Below are 12,909 nucleotides of genomic sequence, written 5' to 3'. Positions count from 1 at the left end.
ATTAGCACTTATTACTTCTCTTTCTGCTCTCTCAATTTATCTTGTACGACACCAACTAAGAGATCCGGTTGAAACTTAGAAATAAATCGATCACAACCAACCTTCTCGACCATGGCTTCATTAAAACTGCCACTTAATGAGGTGTTCAATGCAATAAACAGATCCGACATACGATTGTCACTTCGTATCTCTGAGGTTAGTTTATATCCATCCATCTCAGGCATCTCAGCATCTGTGATAAGCATTAATATCTCATCGTAGATCGATTTACCTTCGTTACACCAACTTTGTAGTAACTGGAGGGCTTGCAAGCCATCAGACACCTCTAAAATCTCAATTCCTAGTGGCTCAAGCGTCTCTTTAATCTGTCTTCGAGCTGTTGATGAATCATCAGCAATTAATATTCTACGACCAACCATCTCTTTGGCTAACTCTTCATCTAACACACCTTCTGAAAGGCGAATATCGTAATTGATGATCTCCGCTAGCACCTTTTCAACATCGATAATTGACACCATGTTGATCACATCATCGATCTCTAATCGACAGATAGCTGTAAGATAATTTTGCTTACCTGCAGTTTTAGGCGGAGGTAAAATATCACTCCAGGTCATATTAACGATATGTTCAACCTTACCCACCATAAAGCCCTGAATACTACGGTTGTATTCAGTAATAATCAGATTACGCTCTTGATCACTACTCATGGGTGAGAAGCCGATAGCACCTCTAAGATCAATCACCGGAATTGAAGAGCCGCGAATATTCGCAACACCTGAGATATGCGGGTGACTTCCAGGCACAGAGTTTAACGGAGGAAGTTTAACTACCTCTTTGACTTTAAAAACATTGATGGCAAATAGTTGAGTTGCATTAATTCGAAATAATAAAAGTTCTAAGCGGTTTTCACCGACTAATTGGGTACGTTGGTCTACTGAATCTAGTACTTTTGTCATAATACAACTCTCGAAAAAAGAGACACTCAGTCTCTGGTAACATTGCTAATTAATTATAGTCCGTAGAACCATAGCTAAGCCTGATAAAACTCGAATAAATAACATATAGAGCTATCACTTACCCCTATGGATAGTTAAATTTTAGCAGCTATAGGCGCAACAGGAATAATTCTAGAACCATGGGTCTCAACGATATCCATGATCGCCAGATGTAACTCCTGAGCAACTTTCTGATAAGTCGGAAAACTGGTTGTTCCAACATACGCAAAAATATTGACTTGAAGCCCGTGTAATCCAAAACCTTGAAAGGTAACTCGCAAAGGGTCTTCATCTATCAGCTCATGGTTTTCTAGCATTCCAGTAATATCTGAAATAATAGCCTTTAGCTGCTCTGAACGGGTTAAATAATCGAGCCGAATATCAGCTTTAAAGCGAATCTTCTCACGCTCAGAGATATTTTCAATCTCCATCTCAGCTAATTTTGCATTAGGCACATGAATTAAGGTTCTGTCTAATGTACGAATTTGCGTACAACGTAACCCAATCTCCTCAACCGTCCCTTTAATGGAGCCAAACTGACAAATATTGCCCACTTTAATTGGGGCAGCAGAATAAAGAGTGATGGTTCCAATAAAGTTTTCAATTGACTGTTTAGAAGCGAGCGCAATTGCAACACCACCAATGCCCATTCCTGCCACGATTGCACTGGCATTAAATCCTAAAAACTCTAGCCAAACCAAAAAAGCGATGGCAATAAAAATCACTCGAACAAAATTCGTCAAAGGCCCCAATAAAGATGCACCTTGCTGATGCTCTTGAGCGATTAAACGCTGCTTTAAACCTGCACTCATAATACCTAATGAAGACCATACCAACCATATAACCGAGATCAGCAGTAAAAAACCGGTATTAATAGCCTCCAGAGCATGAGGAGAGATACTGCTTTGGGCTATCCAAGCCCTATCAAGCACCACAGCAAGAAAAAAACGCAATGGGCCTGAAGCAATATAGCCAAGCTCCACCTTGAGACTAAGAGTAGACTTTAACAGCACTAACTTAATCAACAAGGTGATTGGAATCACAATAATAAATGCAGCCAGCAAGTATGTGAGCAGTAACGCCCACTCCCACAGATTGATCTTAAACAGTCGCCCTTCTGGAATGGTCTCAACAAACCACTCAACAATAGGTCCATATCCGAGTTGACTATAAAGCTCTGGAATTTTAGCAACAGTGGCATTCGATATCTTCCAAATCGAACGCTTGTCAGAGGGCACTCGTTGAAGTAGTAGCATCACCTCACCACTCTCCACCTTTATTCGGCCAAAGATATCTCTGTATGAGGGCAAACTATCATTAGTTGCCCCTTGAGGTGTATCATCTAATTCCTCAAGGTTGATCCATACATTTCTGTCAATAATCGCCTGCAACATGGTGGCATATTCAGGACCTTTCTCTTGTGACATATTTTCTGGCAGGTAACGCAGATCCAGATACTGTGACGCCAACTCAAAATCCTGCTCATAAGCGGCATTGAAGAACCCCTCTAGTGTTCCTTTCGGCGTATCTCTATTATGCTTATCTTTATATTGAAACTGCTGATGGACACTCAATGCAGTATGAGGTTCTTCCGCTGCATTAGCCCCTGATATTAAGTTTGCAGTATCAGCTAGCGCCAACGAAGGGCCGAGCAAACCTAAAATAAAAAGCATGATAGAGATACAAAAAAAGCGCATTAGCACAACCAAATTAGGACACTATGGTGACAAAATAATATCACTTATTTTATAAAACAACAGTTTATAACGCTAAATATTAGTAGCACAAAGAATGAAAAAGATACTCGATATCTATTGACAAGCCAAAAACTAGGGATATACTGTGCTCTGATTTTGAACACCCTTGTAAAGTAGTTTGCCTTTTGTTTGACTCCTCTCGTCAATACCACGCAAAAATATTAATACACCTGGTTCGCATCTAAAAACTAGTCATATTACTGTCATACCACTATGATTAAATCTGATTAGATCAAAGCTTCAATCTAAACTGTTACAAACACTAACATTTATAGATAACGAACTGCCTTGATTAAGGTGCTAAAGATGGGTAGGCTCAAAACGAATCTTAAATTCGTCTTTCGCAATAATGCTAAGGATATCTTATAGTTATATATTCACTGCTAATAGTGCAGTAAAAAATAAAAGGAGTATGGCATATGTCGTACAATGTAAATGGTCATGAGATCACAGTTAGTTTTCCAGTAAATTCTATCTCTTTAAACAAGTCATCTATCGCATTTACCGATAGCCTTGGAAAGAATAGACAAACATTTTCTAAGCGTACTGAAGCATTAACGTTTATGAAGTGGTTGCTTTCAAGCAACAAGTAAACCGAAAAAGTAATATGAATAATGCAGTTCGATACACTCCTCTCATCAGTATCGATTGTTCTTAAAGAACAGATAGGACCGACTTCATTACGTCGGCTATTAAGCATCTAAGCAACACCTACCTTTGGTCTAGGCTGTATCAATTTCACAGATACTTAGCCTGACCAACTGGTAAAAACCTCCCCCAAATGACATTAACTCGCTAACCAAACTTACGTTTATATCTCGGCAGCATACTGGCATTTCCCAGTAAACCTCCCTGATGAATATAGATGATTGACGTTTGTTCACTAGCACTCTTTAAATACGCTTCAAGCGCTATCCAGCCTACCGGGTCGTATAAAAGCTCAAATCGAATTCCCTGCTTATCGATACGCTGCCACATCTCATAGCACTCACGATAAAGCTTCCCAAAGTGATACTTTTTAGGCAGAGATATAATCTCTGGATAGAACGTTTTAAACTGAGATAGTTGGGTGAATTGCAGATTTAAATACTCATCCCCGCCAACACAAGCGCAGGTTAAGACACGAATATTAGAGCCCGATTCAATAAAATATTTATTAAGAAACAGTGCTGTTGTCCCTGTACCAGAGGGGAGAAACACTTTTAACTGTTCTAGGTTTGCTTGAACAGCCCAATCGACGATCTCTCTGGCGAGTTGCGCAACACCAAACTCAGCATATTCACATCGCCCACCTTCAGGGACAAACAGCGCTTGGGTTTCATCAATCAATGCTTTCTCTTTAATATATTCTTCGCAGCTGCGCCCTTCCCTGTCGTGTCGTTCGCTCAAATCAATGACATTCGCCCCATTCGCACAGGCCTCAACATAATTTCCCTCTGTTTGAGATTTTACTTGTGCAGCGATGTGATCCACATAAAAATCCAACGTCCAGCCCTTAAGCTTAGCCAAAGCAGACATTGAGTAAAGAGAGTTAGCCTGAGGTGAGCCATAGCCGATCAACTTTTTGGCCCCAGGAAAATCATGGGCGAGAAAATAGGCAAACTTTCGTGCTTTATTGCCAGAAAATTCAGGATGAAGCAGATCATCACGCTTAATAAATATCTGCCTATCAAACATCATAAGCGAGTCAACAGGTGTATTACTTAACTTCATTTCTCAATTAGCCTTTAAACCGTACTCATAGAATTTTATCACTTGGTGCAGTTGAGCAAAATAACTAAATACAAGTATTTCTCACTACCCCCTCAAAGAAAGATGGTAGTTAAACCTATAATTTACAACAACATATAAATATGGCACAAAAATAGCTTTATTTAGGTTACGGATCATAACTTCACACTCGTTTGTGATCTTTTAGCATCAGCCTTTATTTAGGAGTCATTAATGGCAGTATTACGTTTAATATTTAACATAGCTTGGTTTGTTCTTGGTGGTTTTGTGATGGGACTGGCTTGGTGGGTCGCCGGTTTACTCTGTTATATCAGTATTATTGGTATCCCCTTCGGACGAGCATGTTTCGTAATTGGCGAGATGACTTTCTGGCCATTTGGCCAAGACCATATGAATCGTCAAAGCCTTACAGGCCGAGAGGATATAGGAACCGGCGCATTCGGGACCATAGGTAATATCATCTGGTTTTTACTTTTCGGGATCTGGTTAGCAATAGGACATATTACTCATGCCTTAGCATGTTTTGTCACCATCATAGGCATTCCATTTGGTATTCAACATCTTAAATTGGCTATTTTAAGTTTAACGCCTATAGGACAAACCGTTGTTGCAAAAGCTTAAACGCTAACAGCTATATCATAATCTAATATACAGCAGTTCAGTCTATCGGTAGCTGAGCTGCACTTCGCTCTAACTGCAGCTTAACCAGCTTACCTAAACTTATAACGGCTTGCTCAATCTCCTGACACCATTTCACAGCTAAGTTAAACCTGATGTAACTAAGGTAGTGCTCATGGGGAGAAAACACATCCCCAGGGAAAAATGCAACTCCACTTTTAATGGCTTGCGTAAACAACTCTCTTGAGTCACAAAGATCAGGAAGTTGCACCCACAGGACATAACCACCATCACAAGAGTTCACCAGTGTCCCTTTAGGGAAGGATTTTTTGATACAGCTTTGCATCAATTTTTGATTTTGATGTAAGGCTATTTTCAGTTTTTTAAGGTGTTTACTATATCCGCCCTGTTTCATCAATTCAGCTATCAACATCTGAATAATCAAAGGTTCGGATACATTCCTAAAAGCTTTTAATTTCATAATCTTGCTATGATACTTTCCACCGCATAACCAGCCCAACCTAAAGCCTGAGCCTAATGATTTAGAAACTGAGGAGCAATAGATCACATTCCCCTTTCTCTCTAATGACTTGATAGCTGGTACAGGTTTATCTTGATAGTTAAGCTCAGAGAAAAGGTCATCTTCAATAAGCGCAATATCATACTCCTCTACTAAGGCTATCACCCTCTTTCTACTCTCTATCGGCATAAGACTCCCGGTAGGGTTACTGAATGAGGGAACAAGCACTATGGCTGATATAGGCCAAGACTGAAGCGCATCTTGTAATGTATCAGGCTTCATCCCTAAGCTCCCCGAGCAAGGAAGTGGCAACGCCTTCATATCAAGTGATTCAATCACTTGTAATAATCCTGGAAAACATGGACTTTCAACAGCGATGACATCACCTGCATTTGCCACTGCACTTAATGCTAATGCGATCGCATCCTGGCAGCCACCAGTAACCAAGATATCATCAGGGTGTACTTCAACATTCACATTGAGCATTCGTTTAGCGAACTCCCTTCTTAAGCGCGGATAACCTGATGAAAACTCAGGCGTGACTAATTCAAGCATATGATCGCGAGTCAGCTTATTCAGGATTTTCTTAATTTGATGAGTGGGAAGCAGTGAGGGTGATACGACCGCGGTACCTAGGTTTATCACCCCCTCTTTATGACAATCATTCAGCACAGATATCATGCGGTTATAAACGGAGATCCCCTGTGGCTTTATTGGCGTTAAGTGCTCGGTATCGGCTAAACGAGAAACAAAGTAACCGGAACTTGGCCTACTTGCCACTAAGCCATTATCTTCAAGGATCTCATACGCCGCTTGTACCGTTGTCATACTGACATGAAACTGTTCACAGCTTGCTCTAACTGAAGGGATTTTCTCTCCAGGTTGAAAATAACCAGTCAAGATCTGCTGGGAAATCGTGTCCGCAACCAGTTGATATTTCTTAATAGGCATAAAACACTCTCATTGTCGGATGGCTGACACGATATCAGTACAAAATAGAAATATAATACTTTTTTACCAATTTAATTGAAAGTGTACCGCTGTTTTTAACCTTGACTGTCTCTTTTTTGTTGAAAAATGACTCTGTAGGCTAACTGTCACAGTCAAACTAACAGGAGAGAACTGATGCCACTCGTTACCCCCCTTCTCGAATCCAACGAAGAAGTTGCCCAGCTTGCTAGATTTTTTAATGAAACATTAGGCTTTTGCCCTAATAGCGTACTGACCATGATGAGAAGGCCTAAAATAGCTAAAGCCTTTATCGAGCTTAATATGGCTGTAATGGACAATCAGGGGAGAGTGACAAGTTTACTCAAGCGACTAATCGCTTATGTTTCCAGTAATGTTACTGGTTGTCGCTATTGCCAAGCACATACTATTAGAGCCGCTGAGCGCTATGGCGCAGAGCAAGCTCAACTTGATAATATATGGGAATATAAAACACACCCTGCATTTACTGATGCAGAGCGCGCCGCATTGGATTTCTCAGTAGCAGCATCAACAGTCCCTAACGGTGTTGATGAGGAACTGAATCAACGTCTACATCAATACTGGGAAGAGGATGAGATTGTAGAAATACTTGGGGTGATCTCGCTGTTTGGTTACCTTAATCGCTGGAATGACTCCATGGCCACCACACTAGAAGAGGGAGCTATCGCTTCAGGAGAGAGCTTACTTGCGTTAAAAGGCTGGGAAGTAGGCAAACATACAAACTAGTTTTGTAGCAGCTAACCTCACTTGTCAAATCATCAATTTGGCAAGTGCCCTCACACTTATTCAACCTGTAGTAAAAGACCTACTTTTTTTCACTGTTTTTTATATAAGCTGAAAGCATTGCATCACTGTCAATTTTAGCCAGGCCTGCATTAACAATATCTCGCCAAAAAAGCCCTTGTGAGTTATTCGCAAATGCAATAGTCAAATCTTTGTTTTCTAAGATATGTTTATTGACTTGTACTTTACTACTCAATGGTTTTAACTTGCTCTGTAGCAGTAAAAACTGCAACACATTAACATCCATAACAGCTGCATCCACTCGCGCCGTTGCCACTTTTGTCAAATTGTGTTCGTCAGAATTCACCACCTCAACCTTTTGAGTTCCCAGTTTGATCATGGCATCAAGCTCACTGGTGTTCACATAGTCTCTCACTACACCTAAAGTATATTGATTAAGATCTGAGGCTTCTAACCAGCTCACAGGGTGTATTCGTCGCTCGACTAATCCCAACGGGCTAGTGCCTAGAACATCTGAAAAAACAAATTTCTCGGTAGGATAAGGATAGGCTGGAAGGTAACCGTCATATTTTGCCCCCTTTCTATTCACTAATCTGACAGCTCGGCTCCAGGGGTAGAAATCAACTTCTAGTTTATGACCCATGGCATTCACAGCCGCTCGAGTGATGGCAATCACCGCTCCCTGCTCAGCTAGCTGACTACTCGAATAGGGTGGCCAATGAAGTGAAGTGAGATGCAAAGTTTCGGCATTTACTTTAGGCGCAAGAAGACTTGCCAATATTCCCAACAGAACACAGAGAGTGGCAAAGGTAGAGTTATTTTTATTACCGCAAACTAAAAAAGTACTGTTATCGATATTGATAACCTCCTTAATAGCAATTCAAAAAACGGTCCATAAATCCCTAGTCATGAAAGCAATTATAGCTTGTTTAGCTCAATAATAAATCAACCTTTGTTACAATTCTTGCCTAGCCAATGAGGAATAAACAGTGAGAAACTAACTAGAATAACAATGATGAGAGGCGCTTATGCTACGAAAGACTGCCATAACAGTACTCGGTGGAGGGCTCACTTTACTCGGCGCCGCTTTACTTATTTTACCTGGGCCTGCTTGGTTACTTCTTCCCATCGGGTTGGCAATTTTAAGCCTTGAATACCCTTGGGCAAAAATCTGGTTGCGTAAAAGTCAGAAACAATTTTCAGCATCTGCTGCTTGGCTCGATAGAAAAATCCTATTAAGAAGAATGAAATCTTAATTTTTCCCCCAATCCTACATGGCATCGACGCGGCTTGGTTCACACTTCTAAATAAAGTTTGAACCAGCGCATAAATACTAGCGAAATATCCCCCTTCTGTCCGAGATCAACCTCACGATTAATTAATCCAAATCTACGATAGTCCCCATCGAAACAAATAGTTATGAAAAAATCTCTTAACTGAATATCATGCCTGCGTCGATAAGCTTATCGATTTAAATATCTTACAGTGAGGTCTGTTATGAAACTATTTTCCCCTATTGCACTTGCCATTTTAGCCGCTATTTGTGCCTCTCCAGCCATGGCCAAAGAGCCCATTGAGATCATCAAGCCAGCAAATATCACTGAACCAGAAAAAGTTGAACTGGGTAAGATGCTTTTCTTCGAACCAAGATTGTCAAAATCTGGCTTTATCTCATGTAACTCTTGCCACAATCTCTCTACAGGTGGTGTTGATGCCCTACCAACCTCAATCGGCCACAACTGGCAAGAGGGTCCGATCAACTCACCCACAGTATTAAACGCTGAATATGGACTAGCGCAGTTTTGGGATGGCCGAGCAAAAGACCTAAAAGAGCAAGCTGGTGGACCGATTGCGAATCCCAAAGAGATGGGTTTTTCCCATGAATTGGCGGTTTCAACAATCGACTCAATGCCCGCTTATAAGACAAGATTTGAAAACGTCTATGGCGACGGTAAGATCACCATCGACAATATCACAGATGCCATTGCCGCATTTGAGAAAACTTTAGTAACACCAAACAGCCCATTTGATCTGTACTTACAAGGTGATAAGTCAGCAATAACAACAGAAGCGACAGCTGGATATCAACTGTTTAAAGACAAGGGATGTGTCAGTTGCCATAACGGCCCTGCGGTTGGCGGCACCATGTATATGAAGATGGGACTCGTCAAGCCATTCCACACCAAGAACCCTGCAGAGGGAAGGATTGCTGTCACAGGCAATGCAGCCGATATGCATGTATTTAAAGTGCCAACATTAAGAAATATTGAACTCACCTACCCCTACTTCCACGACGGTGCCACCTGGACACTTGAGGAAGCGGTTAATGTTATGGCAGATATTCAGCTAGGACAGAGTTTAACTGAGCAGGAAACAAAGGAGATGGTCGCATTCCTAAAATCACTGACCGGCGATCAGCCTCAGATAATTTTGCCTATCTTGCCGCCATCAAACGTCAATACTCCAAGGCCTGTACCATTTGGTAAATAATCATTTGTGTAGAGTGTAAAACTAAAACGCCAGCATATGCTGGCGTTTTTATACTGATTGGTATTATCTATGCTGTAAGTTTTAACGATAAACAGTTAAATCGTTCCATAATCGCCAATAGCACCCCACTTCGACGCATATTATCCATCACTCCTGGACTGAACTGCTCTAAGCGTGTCATGGCGGTAAGCAAGAGTTGGCATTCATGTAAACTGGCATCAGCAATATACTCAGGCCTGTCAACTAAATGGCTGTTGTGATACCAGTCATCCCAATTGAAATCAGTTAAGAGTAAGCTGTTTTCAGCTAGTTCATCAATAAACTCATGCATTTTAAATACAGATAATGCTCTTTCTCCACAGGCTAAGTCACTTACATATTTAGCATAAAGAGCTGAAGTATGGTTGAGTAATAATGGTTCCATCTAATACCCCCTGCAAGCGGGCAGACTTTGCTTGCGTAAATGAAGATTTTTCATCTCATAACAACTTACAAATGGATTTGCATATGCTGTACCAGCATTGGGCAAACCTTCAATGAAACCATCTTAAGGTAAGGTATCTGAACCTAAGCTTAACAGTACGAAGTGTTATTTAAGCTCCGCCTTGCTAGATTCATCCTCAGATACAAGCGTTTAGAATTTAACCAACTCAAGGTTAATGAATCACCCATTTTTAAACTCTACAGTTATTTAACAGAACATTTGATGCTGTTTGTCACTCATGGTTCAAAAGGAGGTTAAGAAATGGATGGCAGTTCTTAATTTGCATCGCAATCTGAGATTCAAGATTCCTAAAGCGAGTATGAGAGTTCAGCTTTAGCAAACTCATCAAGAATGAACTCAGTAAATAGTTGTCCAGCCTTTCCCAGAGGGCGCTCCATTGTCGACACCAGCTTAGGTGTGAAGGTATACCGACTTCCCCCAGTAAAGTCGACTTCAACCATCTCGCCACTTGCCAACTCCTGATGAATAAGAAAATCTGGCATCCACCCAAAGCCAAGCCCCATTTCCAACGCATTTTTCTTCATGATAAAGCCCGAAAGATAAAACACTTTATCACCGCCAAACTGCAACTCATCGTGATAATGAATATCGGATGAAGAATCTTCTATGGTCAACTCAACATGGCTTTGTAACTCAAGCAGTGAAACATCATGAGTGTTCGCCAATGGGTGGCTTGATGAAACAACCAAAATGGTTGTGATATCTGGAAGGGATTGTGGACGGTAATGAGGGCCAGTTCTGTAGTCTTTCACTAACATCAAATCAGCTTGATCGCGCTCGAACCTTGCCTGAACACCAGCCAAAAACTCCACATTCAACTGGATTTTTGTGGGGATATTTTCCAACGTCATCCGTTTCAATGCCTTCATAATGGGCTCCATCGGCAAAGATCCATCGACAATGAGCTCAAGTTTTGGCTCCCACCCATCACTGAACTTGCTGGCTAAATGTTCAATGTTGGCAAGGTATTGCAACAATTTTTGCCCTTCAGCAAGGATAACCCTACCCTCAGGTGTTAATTCAGCACGGTACTGATCCCGACAAAAAAGCTTTACACCTAAGTGATGTTCAAGTTTTTTAACTTGATAACTCACCGCAGACTGAGCCTTATGTAAACGCTCTGCGGCCTTAGCGAAGCTTCCCTCCTCGACTAATATCTCAAGCACTTTGAATGTGTCGACATCTATCCGCATATGACCTCCAAGGGTGTAAACAATACAATACCATCTAATATTTTGTTCAAGATAAGCTAATTATTATTCTTTTTTTTGTTCAAGTCACCAACTAAATTGATACTTAGATCACACATAGAATCAGTACATGATCAATATCAACGCAGATATGTCATTAAACTGGGTGAAGATAGCAAACAAGACGACGCTTAATAGATAAGCACTCATTACCACGACTTTTAGTGAACAGTAAATGCTTCACTCAACAGCCATCGAAGAGTGGCGGCGTGTGATGTTAAATTGAACGAGGATAAGACAATGGCAAGCGAACAAAATCCACTGGGATTACTGGGTATCGAATTTACAGAATTTGCTACACCAGAACATGACTTCATGCATCAGGTTTTTATCGATTTTGGTTTTTCAAAACTAAAAAAGAGCAAAACAAAGGACATTGCCTACTACAAACAAAATGATATTAATTTCCTCTTAAACAACGAACGTAGTGGATTTTCTTCAGAGTTTGCTAAAAGCCACGGACCAGCCATCTGCTCAATGGGCTGGCGTGTAGAGGATGCTAAGTTTGCTTTCGAAGGCGCAGTTGAGCGTGGTGCTAAGCCTGCAGATGAAGCGAGTAAGGATCATCCTTACCCTGCCATCTACGGTATTGGCGACAGCCTTATCTACTTTATCGATATCTTTGGTGAAGAGAATAATATCTACAAGCATGATTTCGTCGATCTAGAAAACCCAGTTGTGACCCAAGAGAAAGGGTTTATTGAAGTCGATCACTTAACCAATAATGTCTACAAGGGCACGATGGAGAAGTGGGCAAACTTCTATAAAGATATTTTTGGTTTTACTGAGGTGCGTTACTTTGACATCAAAGGTTCTCAAACAGCACTGGTTTCCTATGCACTGCGCTCGCCAGATGGCAGCTTCTGTATTCCAATCAATGAAGGTAAAGGCAATGACAAAAACCAAATTGATGAGTACCTAAGAGACTATGATGGCCCAGGTGTTCAGCATTTAGCATTTAGAAGTCGCGATATTGTCGCCTCACTTGATGCGATGGAAGGTTCATCAATTCAGACACTAGATATTATCCCTGAATATTATGAAACTATCTTTGACAAGCTTCCTCAGGTCACTGAAGACAGAGAGCGCATCAAGCACCACCAGATTTTGGTTGATGGTGATGAAGATGGATATCTTTTGCAGATCTTCACTAAGAACCTATTTGGTCCTATATTTATTGAGATCATACAACGTAAAAATAACCTAGGGTTTGGTGAAGGTAACTTTACCGCACTATTCCAATCAATTGAGCGCGATCAACAGCGCCGTGGTGTACTATAAACTTCACGCATATTCAGTCAGTTAGGTT

13 protein-coding genes are annotated in these 12,909 nt (G+C 41.0%); 6 read left to right on the top strand and 7 right to left on the bottom strand.

Going from position 1 to position 12,909, the window contains the following annotated elements; translation table 11 throughout:
- Positions 1 to 11 precede the first annotated feature (11 nt).
- Together SWOO_RS09965 and SWOO_RS09960 are read right to left on the bottom strand one after the other, a co-directional pair.
- Positions 12 to 956 (bottom strand): chemotaxis protein CheV, encoded by a 945-nt coding sequence (locus SWOO_RS09965; protein WP_012324574.1) that lies wholly within the window; start codon positions 954 to 956, stop codon positions 12 to 14.
- A 134-nt stretch (positions 957 to 1,090) separates the two neighbouring features.
- Positions 1,091 to 2,692, bottom strand: a complete 1,602-nt coding sequence (locus SWOO_RS09960) for a mechanosensitive ion channel family protein (RefSeq protein ID WP_012324573.1) — start codon at positions 2,690 to 2,692, stop codon at positions 1,091 to 1,093.
- 479 nt (positions 2,693 to 3,171) lie between these two features.
- Here SWOO_RS09960 and SWOO_RS25925 point away from each other — a divergent pair, with 479 nt between their 5' ends.
- Positions 3,172 to 3,345, top strand: a complete 174-nt coding sequence (locus SWOO_RS25925) for a hypothetical protein (protein WP_012324572.1) — start codon at positions 3,172 to 3,174, stop codon at positions 3,343 to 3,345.
- 202 nt (positions 3,346 to 3,547) lie between these two features.
- Here SWOO_RS25925 and SWOO_RS09955 read toward each other — a convergent pair whose 3' ends face one another.
- Positions 3,548 to 4,465: a pyridoxal-phosphate dependent enzyme gene (locus SWOO_RS09955; protein ID WP_012324571.1), complete on the bottom strand. Its 918-nt coding sequence runs from the start codon at positions 4,463 to 4,465 to the stop codon at positions 3,548 to 3,550.
- 231 nt (positions 4,466 to 4,696) lie between these two features.
- Between SWOO_RS09955 and SWOO_RS09950 the strand changes: the two genes are divergently transcribed.
- The gene (locus SWOO_RS09950; protein WP_012324570.1) at positions 4,697 to 5,104 is read left to right on the top strand and encodes a YccF domain-containing protein; all 408 of its coding nucleotides are present in this window, start codon (positions 4,697 to 4,699) and stop codon (positions 5,102 to 5,104) included.
- A 37-nt stretch (positions 5,105 to 5,141) separates the two neighbouring features.
- Here SWOO_RS09950 and SWOO_RS09945 read toward each other — a convergent pair whose 3' ends face one another.
- Entirely contained in the window at positions 5,142 to 6,572 is a 1,431-nt protein-coding gene (locus SWOO_RS09945) for an aminotransferase-like domain-containing protein (RefSeq protein WP_012324569.1), read from the bottom strand.
- A gap of 174 nt (positions 6,573 to 6,746) precedes the next feature.
- On the opposite strand from SWOO_RS09945, the gene SWOO_RS09940 reads away from it, so the two are divergent.
- Positions 6,747 to 7,337: a carboxymuconolactone decarboxylase family protein gene (locus tag SWOO_RS09940; protein WP_012324568.1), complete on the top strand. Its 591-nt coding sequence runs from the start codon at positions 6,747 to 6,749 to the stop codon at positions 7,335 to 7,337.
- Positions 7,338 to 7,416: 79 nt separating this feature from the next.
- Here SWOO_RS09940 and SWOO_RS09935 read toward each other — a convergent pair whose 3' ends face one another.
- Positions 7,417 to 8,142: a substrate-binding periplasmic protein gene (locus tag SWOO_RS09935; protein ID WP_012324567.1), complete on the bottom strand. Its 726-nt coding sequence runs from the start codon at positions 8,140 to 8,142 to the stop codon at positions 7,417 to 7,419.
- A 241-nt stretch (positions 8,143 to 8,383) separates the two neighbouring features.
- Between SWOO_RS09935 and SWOO_RS09930 the strand changes: the two genes are divergently transcribed.
- On the top strand, positions 8,384 to 8,611 hold the full coding sequence (locus SWOO_RS09930; RefSeq protein ID WP_012324566.1) for a PGPGW domain-containing protein: 228 nt from the start codon (positions 8,384 to 8,386) through the stop codon (positions 8,609 to 8,611).
- Between the two features lie 241 nt (positions 8,612 to 8,852).
- The gene (locus tag SWOO_RS09925) at positions 8,853 to 9,845 is read left to right on the top strand and encodes a cytochrome-c peroxidase (RefSeq protein WP_012324565.1); all 993 of its coding nucleotides are present in this window, start codon (positions 8,853 to 8,855) and stop codon (positions 9,843 to 9,845) included.
- A gap of 67 nt (positions 9,846 to 9,912) precedes the next feature.
- Here SWOO_RS09925 and SWOO_RS09920 read toward each other — a convergent pair whose 3' ends face one another.
- Entirely contained in the window at positions 9,913 to 10,269 is a 357-nt protein-coding gene (locus SWOO_RS09920) for a DUF6508 domain-containing protein (protein ID WP_012324564.1), read from the bottom strand.
- A gap of 368 nt (positions 10,270 to 10,637) precedes the next feature.
- Positions 10,638 to 11,543 (bottom strand): LysR family transcriptional regulator, encoded by a 906-nt coding sequence (locus SWOO_RS09915; protein WP_012324563.1) that lies wholly within the window; start codon positions 11,541 to 11,543, stop codon positions 10,638 to 10,640.
- Positions 11,544 to 11,840: 297 nt separating this feature from the next.
- Here SWOO_RS09915 and hppD point away from each other — a divergent pair, with 297 nt between their 5' ends.
- Positions 11,841 to 12,881, top strand: coding sequence for a 4-hydroxyphenylpyruvate dioxygenase (gene hppD, locus SWOO_RS09910; protein ID WP_012324562.1), 1,041 nt, complete (start codon positions 11,841 to 11,843; stop codon positions 12,879 to 12,881).
- The last annotated feature ends 28 nt before the right edge of the window (positions 12,882 to 12,909 follow it).

The sequence above is a fragment of the Shewanella woodyi ATCC 51908 genome, assembly GCF_000019525.1.
GTDB lineage: Bacteria > Pseudomonadota > Gammaproteobacteria > Enterobacterales > Shewanellaceae > Shewanella > Shewanella woodyi.
The sequence above is the reverse complement of the archived record's forward strand: the minus strand, read 5'-3'. Positions and strand labels throughout refer to the sequence as shown.